The 18,537-nt window shown below is 68.9% G+C and carries 4 protein-coding genes and 1 pseudogene (1 of these 5 only partly in view); 2 read left to right on the plus strand and 3 right to left on the minus strand.

The features are described from left to right. Positions 1 to 12,606: the end of an MFS transporter gene (locus tag QH290_RS25545; protein ID WP_280385647.1), read on the plus strand. It extends 38,673 nt beyond the left edge of the window; the window shows 12,606 of its 51,279 coding nt (coding positions 38,674-51,279); its start codon lies off the left edge, out of view; its stop codon occupies positions 12,604 to 12,606. A gap of 26 nt (positions 12,607 to 12,632) precedes the next feature. Here the strand turns inward: QH290_RS25545 and QH290_RS25550 are convergent, their stop codons facing one another. After that, positions 12,633 to 14,510: a WXG100-like domain-containing protein gene (locus tag QH290_RS25550; protein ID WP_280385649.1), complete on the minus strand. Its 1,878-nt coding sequence runs from the start codon at positions 14,508 to 14,510 to the stop codon at positions 12,633 to 12,635. A 137-nt stretch (positions 14,511 to 14,647) separates the two neighbouring features. Then, positions 14,648 to 16,969: a hypothetical protein gene (locus QH290_RS25555; RefSeq protein WP_280385651.1), complete on the minus strand. Its 2,322-nt coding sequence runs from the start codon at positions 16,967 to 16,969 to the stop codon at positions 14,648 to 14,650. A 209-nt stretch (positions 16,970 to 17,178) separates the two neighbouring features. Between QH290_RS25555 and QH290_RS25560 the strand changes: the two genes are divergently transcribed. After that, entirely contained in the window at positions 17,179 to 17,877 is a 699-nt protein-coding gene (locus QH290_RS25560; protein ID WP_280268408.1) for a hypothetical protein, read from the plus strand. A 192-nt stretch (positions 17,878 to 18,069) separates the two neighbouring features. On the opposite strand, the pseudogene QH290_RS25565 reads toward QH290_RS25560, so the two are convergent. Further along, positions 18,070 to 18,345, minus strand: a pseudogene (locus QH290_RS25565) (WhiB family transcriptional regulator); the annotation flags it as partial. Positions 18,346 to 18,537: the final 192 nt, after the last annotated feature.

Below are 18,537 nucleotides of genomic sequence, written 5' to 3' on the forward strand. Positions count from 1 at the left end.
AGGTCGTTGCTCGTCGCGGATCCCGAACGCCGGCGCGCCGCCCGGACCCGGGCGCTGCACGACGCCTTCGCCCCGGCGGAGGTCGCCGAGATCGAGCAGCTCATCGCCGAACTGCTGACCTACCGCGACGCGGACGGCAACCGTCCGTTCGCCTACCTCGAGGACCTGCCGATCCCCCGCGCCGCCGAACCCTCCGGGGCGGATTGGGTCGCCCACCGCGGGGACTGGCTCCGGGCGCTGCGCGAAGGCAGGTTCGAGGAGCTGCGGAACATAGAACTCACCGCGAAGGATGTCTTCGAACTGAAGCGTCTGCTGCGGCGCTCCCCCATCTACCTGACGCTCGCCTTGATGGTCGCGACCGGTTTGAAAGCCGAACAGCTGCTGGGCATTTCGGATCCCGGTCCGCTGTTGTTCAAGCAGGAGAAGCGGATTCAGGGCGATAAGACCATCACCGTCTGGAAGTTCCGGACCCTGCCGGAGGACGAACCGGAGGGACCCACCAGCAATACCGCTGTCGATCGGGCCAGCCCGGTCCAGCGGTTCGCGCGCGACACCTCGCTCGACGAACTGCCGCAGCTGCTCGCGATCGCCGAGGGCACCATGTCCTACATGTCGGGCAGGCCCATGCTCGACGGCGACCGCGCCCGGATGCGCAAGGTCCTCACGCCCGGGGAGTACGAGTTCTGGGACCAGCACCTCAAGAACGATCTGTGGTCGGCGCTGCACTTCCCCGGCTGCCGTGGTTTCGACCGCGAGTCCCCGGAGTACCTGCGCACGAGACTCCTTGCGGCCCGGCTCTATTCGCTGATCGGGAGCCGGACGGTCGATGAGTACATGCTCCGGGTGGTCGACCGGTACCTGCTCGGCATGGTGCGCAGCGAGGGCCGGGTGCTGGCACGGAAGCTGGCGGACCACCTACTCGGCCGTCTCGACTCCGGCGACGAGAGGGGCACGGAGACAACCGATGTCGCGGCGCAACCGCTGCCCGACACCGAGGCGACACAGTCTCTCGACGGCGACACTGATCGATCGGCTACGACCGATGGCTCGCAGCCGCCGTCACCGACCCCGGTGGAACCCGCACCCGACGACCCGATGCTCGAGCGGATCCGCGGCATCAACCCCCGACGCACCCGGGACAACGGCGCCGAATGCACCCTCGCCGCCGATCTGCGGCTCAGCGGCCGACCCGATGTCGTCGCCGCGCCGGAAACCGGCCGGGCACCCGGTGACGACCGCCGATTCATCCAGGACCACTACGACACCACGTTCCAGCACGTCGACAGCTGGACCGACCTCGAACAGCAACTCCTCGACGCCGGACACCTGGCCCGCGGCATCATCGCCTACCGCCGCCGTTCCTCCGGGGGTGCCCGCGACGACACCGTCAACGTCATCAACGACAACGGCACCATCCGATACCTCGACGGCCGAACCGGTGCCGACGTCACCAAGACCATCCACACGCTGATCGGCCGGTTCACCAGCCCGGAACACCAACGCCTGCACGGCTATCCCCTGGCGGCGATCGACGCCGACTTCCTCCGCACCGACGGCCACTACACCGGATCCCGCTCCGCCACACCGGGTGTCACCACACCGACCCCCGGCGCCGCCGACCCCGCCGCGATCGATCTCGGCGACGAGGAGCACGAGCGCGGGATACTCGATGCCGTACAGGAGCTGGTGGGCGATGCGCACGCGGCGATCGAGATCACCGCGGAGGCGTGCGCGCAAGGCGGCGGCCCGGACGCGCAGCTGGCCCATGCCCGGAGTCTGGCGCTGGAGCACCTCCGGTTCGCTCGGTTCCGGCAGGCCCTGCTGGTATCGCTGATCCGCGACGGGCATGTGGACGCGCGCGACGACCGCGCCCGGGCATTGCACGCCGTGACCGCGGCGCAGCTGAGCCGATGCCTCGAGGCGCTGGACGCCGAGGACCGCGGCATCCTGGTCGCACGATTCCGGGAGGGAATGTCTCGCGCCGACGCCGCCCGCCACCTGAATCTGGGCAAGCTGACTCGTATTACCGACGCCCGCGCGGTTCGCAGGCTCGCACGGCTGGTGGCCGACACCACCGAACCGGTCTACGTCGTCTCCGGCCGCCTCGAGGAACCCATCCCCGGATTGGCCCCGCGGGAACAGTACCGGTACCGAGGCGGAAAAACGGGCCGGGCGATGCCCGAGGACATTGCCCGGGCGCTCGTGGCGCAGGCATTGGGCCGGTTGCCGATCGCCTTCGGCGGAAAAAACAACCTGAATGTCGTCGTCGGGAATCGCCAATTCATGGTGCGCTTCCCCAGAGCCAACCCTACCGATACGAAGGTCCTCGTCGAGTCGCGTCTGCTCGAGCGATATGCCGCCGACGATATCCCCGCACCGAGGGTGTATGCCGTGGTCGACGGCGTGGTCATGCCGGACGGTCGCCGTGTCGACGGTGTTCAGATACTCGGATTCATGCCCGAGGCCACACCGGTATCCAGCCGCCCGGAGATTGCGCTGGACCGGGTGATCGGAGCCATCCGACGACTGCATGTGAACTCCGCGGCAATTCCGGGTGACCGCGCGGAATTTCTCGGCTATATGGTCGAAGAGGAACGGGAAAAATACGCCGCGCTACCTCCCGAAGTCACCGAACGCCTCCGTCGGCTCGGCGTGCCCGACGACCTTTTCGCACCGGTGCTGCGGTGGGCGCGCAGACTCGGTGCCGCCATGTTCACCCTCATTCACGCGGACCCGCACCTCGGTAACCTGCTCGAGGAGCCGGATGGCGTGATGGTCGCGGTGGATCACGAGATGACCAGGCCCGGCGACCCGGCTTTCGACTGGGCCCGGATGTACCACCTGACGCCGAATACACGCTTCCGAGAGCTGTTGCTGCAGAGGGTCCGGGTCGACCCCGACGCATTCGAGACCTACCTGCTGTTTCTCGATATTCAGCGGATATTGCACGACGTCCCGGATTTGGCGCACGCCGCGCGGTTCGGGGTGCTCACCCCGGAGCAGATCGAATTCGTCGGGAGTGAACTGTCGAGCGCCTTCATTCGGCCACGCCGCGAGTGGGGGCATTGGTCGAACGTGACCAACGATGAACTCTTCCGGGCCCTGGGAGTCTGGGATCCCATACCGGCACACGACAACGGCCCCGAGTTCCGGGCAGCGGCGGCAACAGCGGCACCGACCGATACCACTGCCGCCCCCGCCGCGGTTCCGGCGGCGCCGAAGGCGGGCCGTGTCCCCCTACCGGATGCCGCCGCGGCCACCCACTCGAACCTCGCGGCATGGGCCGACGGACTGTCCATCGAGGAAGCGTGGCGCGCGCTGGTCGATCTGCGGGCGACGGTGTCGGAACAGCTTGCCGGGGTTCGCGACGGCGGGCTGCCGTCTGCCACCGAATTGGCCGCTCCGGCAAGGATTCTCAACGCCGTGATCGAGAGTCTGTGTATCCGTTTCGCCGAGCGGGTGTCCTACCTCGCTCACCCGCGAACGGTGACGCTCCTGAACGAGGCGACGCTGTCGAAGGTGGCCGATCACCTCGCGGCCTGGGCTCCCATCACCCGCGACATGTACGACGGCGCGGTCGCGGTGCACGACGGCATCACCGCATTCGACGTTCCCGGCATGGCATCCCCGACACTGCACGGCATGCTCGCGGTGCTGGGACAGCTGGCGGCGCGCACGGAGCAGTTCGCGCAATCGGTGCACGGCACGGCAGGATCCGAGGCGACGGCGGCCACTGCCCGGGTCGAGGACGCACCGGAGGATCTGGCGTCCGCCGCCGCCTGGGCGACATCCGATTCGTTGCGCCGGGAGGCGCTGTTCTGGACCGATGTCGCGGACGGCTTGTTGCGTACCCGATCGACGGCCCCGGGCGATCGCATGGATCCCGTCGCGATCGATCTCGGTGACCCCGACGACGATGCCTCCGAGAGCGGCGAATTCGTCGTTCCCCAGCACGCCAGGGGTACGGCGGCGGGGGTGGCCGACCTGGTGGACGAGAATCTGACGTTCCGCGGAGATATCGCCGAACAGCTTTTCGCACAGCACATTCCGGCGGGCGAGCCGCCGGTGACGACGACGCGCGTGGCATGGGAACGAGCACACCGCCGTGGGCTGCGGTATGCGGAGGCGACGATCGTGGGGCTGGTTTCCGGATGGGAAGGGGGCTCGAGTTCCGGTGCGCTCGGCCTGCCGAGCCTGTCCGAGGTGTTCTGGCAGCGACCGTCTTCGGCGGACGACAGCGAGCCGCCCGTAGGGCTGCACAGTGTGCCGCTGCTCTCGGCACACGCCCGCGCGTCGGACGGCACACCGGCGCCGTCGAGCCGCAACCGCACCGGAGCCGGGCCCCCGGCATGGGTGTACGCCGCCTTCGTCGTCCGCAATCCCTGGCCCGCCGAGGTGCGGCCGCAGGTGGTCGAGTGGTGCCTGCGGCAGGTCCGGCGGCGATACGGCGACAGCGCGGTGGTCGACTTCCACCGCTATCTCGCGGTGGAGGCGCGAACCGCCGTCCTCGCGCAGGCCCTCGAGGCTCCGCCCGATATCACTACTGCCCCGAACCGGCACACCGACCTGCTGTCGGCGTTCTCCGCGAATCTGGCCGTCGCGCGCCGGGAGGCGAACGTGGGCCACACCCTGCACGCCCAGTGGAGCGCCGCCCCGGATGCCCAGGCATACCACCGGAGATCGGACACGCTGCACGGGGAGATGGGACTGCGCCCTGTACCCGAGAGCGAATGTCGCCGCATACTCGGAACATTCGCGAAGCACAGGGCTCCGGGGCAGCCACCGGTCCTGCGCAGCTACGTCGCACCCGCACTCGACGAGCCGCTGCCACCGCGGCCCGGGTACTCGGTGCGCAGGCTGCTCGAGCGAACGAGTCCACTCGCGTTGAGCGATGTGGTCCGCCCCCGGGCCACGCAGAGTGGCACGCACAGGCTGCATGTCACTCGGGCCGCCTACGAGCCGCACCCGGTGCGCGACGGAGCGGCACGGATCCGCATGCACGCGGTCGTGATGATCGACCAGGCCGAATTCGGGGATGTGGAACTGCTTTTCGAGCTCGACGCCGCCGGAACCGTCATCGTCGATCTCGTGCCCGGCTCGGTCGGCGGCTTCCTGCCCGAGTACCTGTCGGATCGGTCCGGCGCGGGACGGGGCTCGTTCATCGATATGGTGCGGCACTTCGTGCGCGGCCTCGGGGCCGACGTGTTGCGGGTGCCGGTGGCCGACGACTCGGGCGCCCGGGAGCTGCACGATCGCGACGTCCTGCGGCGTGCGGGTCTCACAGCGGTGCCGGGCGCACCGCAGTGGATGAGCGGCCCCTGTGTGGAGCCGTCGCCCGTGGCCGAGCCCCTCGTGTCGGGCCCGGATCGGCGGCTCAGCCGCGAACAGGTGCTCGAATTGATGGAGCAGGTGCGGGTGACCTCGCCGCACGAGTCCGAAAACCAGTGCGGCGTCTGGCATCTGTCGCTTCCGGCCGAGACCGGCTCCGACATCATAGTGACGGTGCGGGTGTACCTCGACGAGGCCGAGCAGCTCGGCTTCGACCTGGACTCGCTGGCGGCGTCGCCGGCGGACGCGTCGGACCTGTTCCACGAGGCCGGGGTGCGCGGTCCACGACTGCTCTACGACTCCGAATCATCGCCCACGGCACCGGATTTCAAGACGCGGGTGACGATTCACGAATACGTCGAAGGACATGAAGTCCGTCCGGCCGAGGGGTGGGGCCGTACCACCCACGATGTCTTCCGCGAGCTGTATCGGCTGCACAGCATGCCGGGCGGCGTATACACGAAGTACGGCTGGGACCGGGAGCAGGAGCGCCGGGTGCTGCAGTTGGAGCACGGCGACTTCGACCACCGGCTGGACACCCTGACCGGTGGTGTGCCGCTGTTCGTCGCGTGGCGGCCGAGCAGCACCACGGCGGACACGCGCACGACCGGGTTCACGCACGGCAATCCGATCCGCCGCAAGATGCGGCGCGGATCGGACGGCCGCATCGGCTTCACCGATTCCAAGCTCGCGCAGTTCGCGCCCATCGCGTGGGATTGGGCCAGGTACTACCTGGTGAACGATTGGGCCGACGAGGCCGAACGACAGGACGTCAAGGCCGAGATCCTGGAAATTCTGCAACACCGCTACGGCGACGATATCGGCGACGAACTGGTGGCGGACTTCGAGCGCTACCTGCTGCTGGAGGCGCGAAAGTCCATCCTGGGCGATGCGTACCGGCTCCCCAAGAAGATCGCCGCGGGGTGGGTGACGATCGAGGAGGTACTGCCGAACTTCTGTCGCAGTATCGCCCTCATCCGCGCCGCCGCCGGTCGAGATCCCCTCCCCGAGACGGCGGTGCACGATCTGCTCGAGGAATGGGCGCAACGCGAGCTGGAGTTGCTGGGCACGGCTCCCACCGTCACGCCTGCCGCGCAGGCGCCGCCCGCTCCCGCCGCGGAACCCCGCCGGTGGCTGCGGCAGATGTTTCACGCGGCAGACAGGCGCGCCGTGCAGGAACTTCACGATGCGGACGAGTTGTCGGTACCGGCTGCCGTACAACGCCGGGACGGACGACGACGCATGGAGCCGATCACGCTGGCGTGGTCGCACTACGCGGACTTCGGCCTCACCGCCTCGGTCACCGCCGCGGTCATGGATGGCACACGCATGCACGGCGAGGTCACCGTCGTCTTCTACATGGACATGTCCGGCCGGATGATCGCCCACTGCGCGAGCAAGCCCGCCGGACTGATGGTCGAGCCCCTCTTGGTCGACTTCGCCCGGGACGCGGGCGCGGACGAACTCCGCGTGGCGGAGATCAGCGACTGGCAGGCGGCCGCCCAGGCCGGATTCGACTGGAACAGAGCCTCTTACAGAGATTTGGCCGCAGTCCGCGAGGGCCTGTCCGACGCGATCGACTACCACGAGCGCCGCGGCGGGACCATACCGCCCGGCCTCGCGGAGATACGCCGACTACTGCGGGCGGGGACCGTTCCGACGCCGAAGGAACTGCTGGACGCCGGACTGTCCGCGGCGGGCCTGCGCCTCGATGAGATCGCGGCACGGTGGGCCGGGTGCATCGACCTGGCCCATGCTCCCGCGGCCGCGGATATCGAATGGAGCCAGCCCGAAGCACCGGCCGCGATATTCCCCGCGGACCTGGCTCCGCCACCGGAAACGCTGCTGGACAACATCGCCCGGGAAGGCAGCGGCACCCTGGATCCGAAGGTCGCCGCCAGGCAGATTCTGCGGGCCAAACTCCGCGCCCCCGACTACGGCGGCAACAACAAGCGCGGGTGGCGCTATCGAGACGACAACGGCAATCAGATTGTCGTGCACCAGATCCTGCCGTCGACCGCCGGGGAGAAGGACCTCACACGCAATCCCGATCCGGCCTACGGGGACGGCCGCTGGTTCCACTGGCTCGCGTTCGATGCGCCCGATGCCGTGCGAATCGCCGGGGAGGTGACCGATGTCCCCACGCGGGTGTATCGCTGGCGGGACTATTACGTGGAGGAGTACGCCGACGGACGCACCCCGGCACCGGATGCCCCGGACTGGAACCTGGTCCTGGACAAGCTGTTCCAGGTGAAGCGGCGCCTGCTGACCACACGGCTGCCCGAGGACCTGCAGGCGCGTCCGGTGACCGAACACCTCCACCTCTATCTGGACCAGCAGCGCCGCAACTACCGCCGCCGCGCGCCCTGGCTGGATCGGCTGTTCCGGCTCGCACCGCACCAGGCATGGTCGCCCGACACCGACGACACCATCTGGCGGCCGAGCCTCAATCACAACGACATGACGCTCAGCAACGTCCGGATCGATGACGAGAACGACATCACGACGCTGATCGACTGGGACAACGCCACCGTCACGCACCCGCTGTGGGATTACGTGACCATCCTGTGGTCGGAATGGCCCCCGGACATCGCCGAACAGGTCGAGAACCGGATCAGGGCGGAGGTCCGCGCCCTCGAGGCCGAGGGGCTGGTCGGGCCCGGCGCGGAGGCGGAACTGGACCGGCTGCTGACGATGGGATGCCTGGACTCGCTCTACGCCGACTCCCGGAATTTCGTCGAGCAGATCGCGGGCGACGCCGGTAAGGCGAACCGACTGATCGGGCGGTTCTACTCCGATTATCGACGGCTGTGCCGCCTGCGCGGTTGGGAGCCGGAGCCCGCGGATGTGGTGCGCGCGATGATGCTGGATGCGGTGAACGAGGTACGCGCGAGCAAGGATCTGCCACCGCTGCCGAACGAGCATGTGGTGCACACGAATCCGCACACGCCCGGACCCCCGGCGACGGAGGCCCCCGCGGTCCTGCCTCCCGCCGAGATGTCCGGGGATGCCGACCTGCTCGCTGTCGTCCACGGTCTGACCGATGGTCCGTACGGTGCTCGCGGCTACACCCTGACCCCGACCGCCGCACGATATTCCGGCACCGCCGGGAACCGGTGCCTCACCGTTTCGGCCACCATTGTGGCCGAAGGTACTTGGCGCACTGACGAATCGGGCCATCTGCGGTTCCAGCCCGGCACCGGAGACACCGAGGGCACACCGGGGGTCGACGAGGCGGGTGATATGCGGTTCCACATCCGCCATGACGAAAACGGCGGGATCACCGTGACTTTCGACCACCTGGAGGTCGATCCCGCCTTCGCCGGAGGACATTTCGCGCAGAACTTCGTTCCGCGGCTGCGCCGATGCGTCGGCGACAACGGCCGCGCGATCGTGCCCGTCCACGGCCCGATCGGCTTCGGAATCGCTGCGCGGCACGGCCTTCGACTGGATTCGGATCCGGACCATCTGGCCGAATCGCGGGCGAGCACCGCCCGGCTGCTGAGCAGCGACCCGCGCAAACTCGTCGCCGACCCGATGCTGGACCGGTTCGACCGCCCCGCCGACGCGCGACCCACCTTCGCGGAACTGGCGACGTATCTCGCACGGTCACCCGAGCAATGGTCGCAGGACGCCCGATGGTGGGGCGTGCTGGACGGCGCGCCCGCACACGCCTCGGAGGTGCTCCACGGCGCCGATCCGCGACCGATGTCCCGGAACCCCGGCGTCGAATCCGGCACCGAAGTCATCGAATTGGCCGCGAACGACATCGAGTGGCTCACCACGCTGTTCCGCAACCGCGCCCATTTCGCCGGGAATCATCACGGCGTCTGGGTCTTCGAACTCAACGGCCGCAAGATCGTCATCCGCGCGTCGCTCGATACCCCGAATCCCAATTTCGATCCGCGGATCGGACTGACGTTCGGTGAGGCGGCCGCGGCGCGGCTGTGCCGCCGGGCCGGTGTCCGGGTACCGGCCCTGCTGCACGTCGGCTACCAGGAGTCTCGCCCGGAGCACTACCTCTTCCACGAGTTCCTCGACGGCGAGCACCCGACCCCGGACGACGCGTGGCAAGACGTCGCGGAGGCGTTGTTCCCGGCCCTCGACCGGCTGCACGCCCTGCACGCCGAGCACTGGAACGAGACCGAACCGGCACAGCCGCTGCCCACGACCCGTGTCGAATGGGAACAGCGGCTGCTGCGCGAGGTGGCGCGAATCCCCCTGGAATTCGATACCGACGACCGGCTGCACGGCCAGCTCGGCATGCCCGGCCTGTACGAGATCTTCGGCGTCCGGGCCGCATCGGACGACGACATCCAGCTCGGCGTGCTGCACGGTGATCCGGTGTTCGGCAATATGAAGTTCGGGCCCGAGGGGGTGGGACTGCTCGATCTGGAGCTGACCCAGCCGGGATCGCCGGTGTGGGACTACGTGGCGTTCGCGGCCCGCAACCCGTGGCGTTCCCCGGCCGTCCGGGAACAGGTCAGAGACTGGTGCCGCACGCGGCTGCGGCGGCACTACGGCGCCCGCGCCGCTGCCGATTTCGACCGGTACCTGGTGCTGGAGGCATGGAAATCCGTTGCGGGCGACAGCTTCCGGCTGCCGCTGCTCGTCGCCCGCGACCCGGATTTCCTCGGCGACGCGACCGACACGCTGCACCGCAACCTCGAGATCGTGTTCGAGGCGGCGAATCGGCTGGCGCCGGATGCGGGTTGGCAGGCGCCGGACAGGGACGATGTCCGAAGCCTGCTGCAGCGGTGGTCGCGCCGGTTCGTCCGGCAACGCGAGAACGACCGGACGACAGCGGGTTCCGCCGACGACCGCTCGGCCCCCGCCGTATCGGCCACTCGCTCGCCGGATCCGGATACCTCCGGACTGCCACGCCTGCCGGTGCGGGGGTTGCTGCGGGCCGCGGTCGGTCCCGATGCCGCTGCGGCGCACGGCGAATTGGACCGAGCCGTCGCCACGATGCGGTGTGCCGACGGACCGGCCCGGCTGGAACCTATTGCGGCGGAATACGAACCACTCGGTGACGCGGATGCGGATGTGGTGAGCCGTATTCGGGTGCGCACGGTCCTGCGCGACGGCACCCGCGAGTACGGCGAGATAGCGGTGTGTTTCGACCTCGATCGGGGCGGCCGGGTCACCGCGCGGGTGGAACCGATCGGCGCCGACCTCGACCTCCTGGCGGGCGAGTACGGCGGCCCGTATCTGCTCGGACCGGCCGAGGATCTGGCCCGCCGGATGGGCGCCGACGCGATCGAAGTGGAGGTCTCGGGCCGAGAGGGCGTCCGCGCGGCGCGGCACGGCTACCGCTCGCCGTCGGGCCACGGCGGACCGGCCGGACCGGGGGCGCTCTTCGGGCGCCGACCGGTGTACAAGGACCTCACCGATCCGGCGACACCGGCGGCCCCGATCACCTATCGTCCCGAATCGCGCCCGCAGAAGGGCATCGACTACCTGCTCGACATCGTCGAACCGGTTGCGGACGGTGGCCTGGACCTCGATGACGCGGCCCGCATGCTGATCACCGTGGTGACCAACTCCCCCGACGTCTCCGGTCACTACACGGAGGTCTGGTGCGTCGCCGACGGCGGCGGAAACCCGGTGAAGGTACGGCGTATCGTCGCCACGCCCGGCGACAAGGATCTGGCGGCCAATCCCACCCATCCGAAGCTGCTCGCCGGTGACCGGCCCGTGCACAAGGTCCCGCTGGACGAGAAGTACGCGGAGGATCTGGCCCGGCGGGCCGGTGTCGACGTGCCGAGGACAATGGCCAGTTCCGACGACTATTCGTTCCGTGAAATGGGCCCGGGACGCGTACCGGCGACCGACGATCCGGACTGGCGGCAGACCCTGCGGGCCCTGCTGAGGCAGTTGCGGCTGCTGCAGACGGTCGACCTGCCCGACGATCTGACCACCCGCACGGTGGCCGAGCAGGAACAGCTGTACCTGAGCATGCAGCGAATCAAACAGGAGCAGTCCCATCCGTTCCTGCGGGCGATGGGAATCCCACTGCCGCACGAGATTTGGACGGCGGGCGACACCGCCTGGCGAGCCGGGCTGAGCCACGGCAACGCGACCTTCCGCAATCTGTGGGCGACGCCCGACGGCGATGTGCGGCTGGACAATTGGAACCTCACCGGCATCCGGCACCAACTGTGGGACTACGTCACCGTCTTCTGGAATACCTGGCCGCCCGAGGTGATCGACGAGGTGACCGCCATGGTCGAGGCCGAAATCACCGATCAGCACGGCGAATCCGGGCTGCGGGAGTTCCGGCGACTGCGGGCCATGGCCGCCCTGGACTCGCTGTACACCGACTCCAGGCATTTCGTGCACAAGATCGGTCTCGACCCCCGCGCCGCCGTGCCCCTGACACGCCGGTTCTACTCCGACTATGTCGCGCTGTGGAATTACGCCGAGTCCACCGGGACGTGGGCGTCACGCGGTACGCGACTGACGTACCAGCAGGTGCGCGACCTGATGCTGCACGCCGCCGACCCGGATCGGCCCCGGCCCGACCTGCCCGGTGCCGATCACGGCCCCGCCCACGCGGCCCGGCGCCGCGACCCGGCAGCGGACCCGGATCTGTCGCAGGCGACAGCCGTGGCGGATCTGCTCGCCGACCCCCCTGCCGAACACGAGCTGCTGCGCAAGCTCTCGGGCCTGCAACGGCAATACGGCAGGCTCGAACTCCGGCTGACCCACGCCGACTATCTACGCGCGGGGACCGGCGACGAACAGTACAACTCCGGGATCCGGATCCGCGGGGTGTTCGTCACCCGCGACGAGGACGCAGCCGAGGTGGGCGACCTTGACCTCGCGATCGAGTTCGACGAAAACGACTGTCTCAAGGCCCGTTTCGACAAACTCTGGATCGAACCGTGGCACGAGCGCACCGGCTGCAGCGACGCGTTCGTCTCCGCGCTGCGCGCCTACCTCCGCCGGTCCGAGGTGGAGGATCTCGCCTTCACGGTGCACGGCCAGCGCGGGGCCCGCGCCGCGATCGGCCATGAGCTCGACTGGAACGTCGTCACCGATCCCGATCTGCTCGCCAAGGCGATGCCCGCGCTGAGCGCGCGCATCCGCGCCGACCTGGCCCTGCGCCCGGATGCGGAGGTCGACCCGAGCCTGCAACACCTCCTCGCCGCACTCGACAACCCGTCCAACATCCGCTACCCCACCCTCGCCGAAATCGACCGCCACCTGCCGAGAGGTATGAGCGCGGCCGACTACTGCGACGGTTTCCACTGGGTCGGCCACACCGCACCATGAGCCGGGTGGCCGCGCGGGGCACGGCATTACTTCCGGCGTCTGCCCGTCTCCCCCTCGACCTCCGCCGCAACCCCTCCGGCCCCGTCCCCTTCCGGCCCGATCACCTTGCGCTCATCAGCCTCCGCCCCGGCACTCACGGGTGCGACCATCTCAGCGCCGGTGACCTCCGGCCCGACGATCTCGGGCGGGGCCACCTTGGGGCTCGCGGTTCCCGGCACAACCTCGGGGGCGGTGGCCTCCGGGGCAATCACCTTGGGCTCCAAGGCATCCGGAGCGGCCCGGGGGGTACCGGTTTCCGGGGCGACCACTTTGGGGCCGGAGGGATCTGCCGAGACCCGTTTGCGGTCGGCGGGTTCCGGTGCGAAGACCTTCGGCTCGGGGGCCGTGGTCTCCGCAGCCGCGGGCCGGGTGCCTTTCGACCAAGGGGTCGCCCCGGTTTTGTGTTCGGCGGCAGGGTTGGTCACGTTCCGCGTGGGGCCTCGGCGACCCGGTTTCGGACTGCCCGTTCGTCCGGTGCGCTGCCAGGGCGTGGACGGCTGCGACTGCCCCCGCGAAGGTTGGGCGGCGCCCTGCCCCGCCCGGGGGCCGCCTTGGCCCCGGGGAGCGCCTTGCTGTTGCCCGGGAGAGTTCGTGTCGGACGACGGAGCGGATCCGGCAGTGGCCGCAGTTATTGCGCTCGAAGCCGAGTTACCCTGTTGTACAAGGTTTTCCGAACCGACCGGCGAAATGACCGACGGCGCGTGCTGCCCGGTGGACACTCCCCGCTCCGAAACGCCTTCCCCCACCGGGGAGGTGACGCCGCGTGCCCCGGCCGGAGAGGTGACGCCGTCGGCCGCCACCGGTGAAGGTGACACCGCCGCACGGTCGGCGGCGAGGTCGCCCGTGCCGGGTCGGCCTGCGGATTGCGCAGCGGCCGGGCGGTTTTCGGAGGCAGCCGCCGGGCGATCCGACTGCTCCGGGCGGTCCCGCGTCGGTGCCGTCGCGCTCGGGCGATCGGCCCCGGAGTGACGCGGGGTCGAGCTTCCGTCGCCCACACCGCTGGTTGGCACCTGCGACACGGGGGACGGTACGGCGCCCGGTGGCACACCCGCTCCCTGCGGTCGACTGTCGTGGCCGGGCGCACCCGGCAGCGGCCCGGACGGCCCGCCCGGGTCCGTGGCGGGTGCTTCTCCGAGGCCGTCGGGGCGGCCGAAGTCCAGTGCCGCAACGTTTTCCGCGAACCGCTTCGAATGGTCGAGCATGTCGTCGGCGTACTTGTCGAGCAGGTCGGCGTAGCGCAGCACCTCGTCGGGATCGATGCGAAGCTCCTGCGGCGATGACGACGGCACCCCGAGCTCATCGGCCGCCTTGCGGTAGACGGCCCCATTGATCATGCGCTCGACGGTCTCCTCGAGGGGTTCGATCGCCTTGCCGATCACCTCGGCGGCGATGTACCCGATCAACATGTCTTCCATGGCCGACAAGATCCTGTGAGCGGCCCCCCGGACCGCCAGCGTCAGCGCCGCCGACGCTCCACCCGTCGCCATGGTGGCCGCCATGATGGACACGTAGCTGGCAGCCAACGCGGCCAATGAGGCCAGGACTGCGACCTTCACGGCGGTGATCACCTCCGCCGCGATGTCGAGCGCCCTCGCCACCATTCGGCACCCTCGATCGAGCTCCGCCATATTGCCGGTGCTCATGCGCGCCCACGCCGCGACCAATTGCTCGTAGGAGTAGCCCGAATAGACCGAGCCCATCTCGTTCACCGCACCGGTCGCCGCTTCGTGGGTGTTCGCGACATTCTGGGCATAGGTACGCACCTGACGGGCGAGCTCGCGGACCTGGTCCTCATCGATATCCGGATACGGGACACCCAGAAAATTCAGAAAGGCCGCGACCTCGTGCGGTACCTCGACGCCCACGCCCGCGTCCTAGATTCGGAGCGAGGACGCGAGATCGGCCCCCATCGGAGGCTCCGACGTCACGGTCCGCGCCTTCAGGCCGTCGATGCATCGGCGCGTTGCGTTGGCATAGCGCGGCCGCCTTCCCGTCTCCTTGATCAAGTGAACTCACCACCGTCGCTCGTGGTGGCGGCGTCGGTGCCGGACCCGGAACCGGCATCGCCGGTGGGGACGGAGCCGGAGGCCGCGTCGCTGGTCTCGGTGGCATCGGTGCCGGAGCCCGAGCCACTGCTCGGATCGTCGGCGCCAGCATCCGAACCGGAATCGGCACCAGCGTCCGGCCCACTGCCCGAATCAGCATCACTTCCTGAGCCAGCGCCAACAACCGAAGCAGTACCAGTACCCGAACCGCTGCCCGAGCCCGAACCACTACCCGAATCCACACCAGTACCCGAACCACTACCGCTACCCGAATCAGGGCCAGCACCCGCGCCATTGCCCGGGTCGAGGCTGTCGGCGGGGTCGGTGCCGTATTCGCCTCCGCTGTAGAGCATTCCGTCAAGGCCGGAGGCAAGAGCAGGTCCGGCCGCAGCGGCCATGGCTGCGGCAGCGGCCATGGCGGGTCCGAGAGCCCCCATGCCGCCACCGGGGACAGCGCCGGGAGTCGACGGTGGCGGGCTGGACGGAGGCGGATCGGCGGGATCCGGGTCGACCGGGTCGGGGTCGATCGGATCCGGATCGGAGGGATCGGCGGGGTCCGGCTCGGTGGGATCGGTCGGATCCGGCTCGATCGGATCTATCGGATCGGGCTCGATGGGGTCGGGACTGATCGGATCCGGCGTGATCGGATCGGGGTTGATCGGACCTGGATCGATCGGACCCGGATTGGTCGGGCCGGGGTTCGCCGGACCGGGATCGGTCGGGCCGGGATTCGCCGGACCTGGATCGATCGGCTTGGGGTCGGTCAGACCGGGATTCTGGGGATCGGGCTTGGTCGGATCGGGCTTGGTCGAATCGGGTCCGGTGGCACCGGGTGGCGGCGCGGCATGGCCACCGCCGTCGGAATCGTCGTCCCCGCCCATCATGTCAGCGAGCAAATAACCACCGACACCAGCGGCAGCAACGAGGCCGACAGTCTTGAGGCCCTTGAAGGAACCGCTGGCACCGCTCCCCCCGCCGGAACCGCTGGCGCCACTCGCACCACTTCCACCACCGGGCCCCGACACACCAGGCCCACCCCCACCCTGCGGCGGCCGGTTCGGATGGTTCAAATTCACCCCACCCTGCTGCCCACCAGGCCCATTACCCCCACCAGGGGCCGGAGCGCCTGGGGCCGGAGCGGCAGGGGCCGGGCCATTGGCACCCGGCGCCGGACCGTTCGCACCCTGCGCCGGACCGTTCGCACCCGGCGCGGGACCATTGGCACCCGGCGCCGGACCATTCGCGCCCTGCGCCGGACCGTTCGCACCCGGCGCGGGACCATTGGCACCCGGCGCCGGACCATTCGCACCTTGCCCCGGACCATTCGCACCTTGCCCCGGACCATTGGCGGCAGGGGCCGGACCGTTGGAGTCGGGGTCACCTCCGCCGGAATTGTCGCCACCGGATCGGGACGCTGCCCTGTCGGCCTCCCATAGTGCGTATTCTTCCGGGTGGTCCCGCTGCTCCCAGCTCATGACATTCCTGGTCATGGCGGCATCGAGGGAATCCGGGTCCCGGTCGATATCGGCCTGATAACCGTCGAGAGTACGGCGGAATTCGTCGCGATCGAACGGCACGTCGATACGTTCGCCATCGCCATCATCGCGGTCGGCACGACTCGCCCCATCGCCACCGGACCCGTCATCCCCAGAGCCACCTTCACCACGGCCGCCACCGCGCGCGCCATCGGCACCGGAGCCAGGCGTTCCGGTTTCCTCCTCGCCGGGACCGCGCAACGGCTGCCAGAGGTGAGCGGCTTCCCTTTCCGCCCTTTCCTCCTCCCATGCGCGATATTCGGCAGGGTGATCCCTGCCCATCCGGTCCATGTGGGCCTGTATGGCATGGGCCTCGGCCGAAGCCGGATCGTCCCTCATCCGATCCCGAAGGCGGTCGAGCTTGCCACGGAATTCGTCCCGATCGAAACCGTCGTCGGACCTAGGTCCCAGCCGCCGTGCACCTTCCTCACGCATCGCCTGCAACTGCTCGGGCGAGAGCCGGTAGCCGCCGATGACCTCATTACTATTGCCGGCACCGGTACCGCTGTCGCCGGAACCGGTAGCGCCGGGGCCATCCGAGTTCGACGGCTCGGTCTCGCTCCGCCTTACCGGATTCGGAGTAGCGGTGGTGTCAGGACCTCTGCCCGATCCGGAATCCTCACCGCCCGAGACGATCGGAACGTTTTCTTCGTCTCGGCGGCCGAGGGCTCCGGCTGTTCTGCGAAGCGGGTCGGTGACGTCCGTCCCGACAGCCCGTCGCTGGTAGAGGCCGAGCCTCCGCACCAACCTCACCGCCGCATCGACGAGCGGTCCGAGCCCATTCGATTCCGGGCCGTCCGGGATCCTAGCCACCGGCTATCACGCCCCGCCGTCACGCATATCGCCAGTGTCACCTATGTTTTCGACGCCAATTTCCCCACCGGGTCACTCCGATTCTCGCCTATCCCCAGCACTGGTGAATTGGCCGCTGGCGCAGGTCGTACGGTCGCACGATGGACCCGTCCCGCTGCGCAGTTCTCGTTCCGGTCGGCGGACATATCGAACTCGCCTGTGCCCGCGGACTCGCCGAACTCGAAAGGCGCGGCTACACCGTGCGTTACGTTTCCGGCTATTCGGCCATCGATCAAGGGCGCAGTCAGATGGCGACGGATGCGCTGCGCGACGGATTCGATGCCCTGATGTGGATCGATGCGGACATCGGGTTCGAGGCGGATTCGGTGGATCGGCTGCGCAAGCACGGACTGCCCGTGGTGAGCGGGATCTATCCGAAGAAGAACAGGCGGCAACTGGCCTGCCATCTGCTGCCGGGCACCAAGCAGGTCGTGTTCGGCGAGGGCGGCGGGCTGCTGGAAATCAAATATGCCGCGGCGGGTTTCCTCTTCACACATCGGTCGGTGTATGAGGCGATCTTCGAGCATGAGCGCCTGCCGATCTGCAACACGCAGTTCGGCCGCCCCACCGTGCCGTACTTCCTGCCGATGATCGAGCCCGACGGCGAGAACCACTGGTACCTCGGCGAGGACTATGCGTTCTGTGAACGCGCGCGCCGCAGCGGATTCCGGATCATGGCGGACTCCGGCATTCGTCTCCACCACATCGGCGGACGGGACTACAGCTGGGAGGATGCGGGCACGGATTTCCCGCGCTACGCCACCTACAACTTCGTCCTTCAGAGCGACGACGAGTCGTAAGGAATTACCCCCGGACCGCGGTGAGGGTATGAGGGCCGCGGGCCGGGGGTGAGAACGAGATTACCTCCCGCACAAAGAATTTGGTTCCCAATGATGGGGAGTCGGGCCGGTGTGCGCGAGGGCGACCTCGCGTCGCGGGCCGCGATGGGGCACCGCGGGCTCCTGCGTACCGCCCGGCGGGATGGGTGGCAGCTGCCGGGTCCGGGCGTGCCGACGACGCTCCTCCTCCGACATACCGCCCCAGATGCCGTACGGCTCGGCCGCCGACAGCGCGTACTCGCGACAGGCGGCCAGGACCGGGCAGTCACGACAGATCCGCTTCGCGTTGCGCTCCCGGTCCGCTCGTGCGCGACCGCGCTCACCGTCCGGATGGAAGAACACCGCCGAATCCACGCCACGGCACGATCCCTGCAGCTGCCACTCCCAGGATTCGGCGGCGAGACTGCGAAGACGAGCAACCGCGGGCATCAGCAACTCCTCGATGCCGCAAACATGTGGTCAGCTTAGGATCTCCCCACGTATGGGAACCGATCCCGGCCAAAAGCACACCGGGACAAGGATGATGGCGCGCAGAACAACGGGACGCGCCGAGACAACGGAACACGCACCGCAACAACGGGGACGCGTGCCGCAACAACCGGACACGCACCGCAACAAGCA

It is taken from the genome of Nocardia wallacei (genome assembly GCF_029869545.1).
Classification (GTDB): Bacteria; Actinomycetota; Actinomycetes; order Mycobacteriales; family Mycobacteriaceae; genus Nocardia; species Nocardia wallacei_A.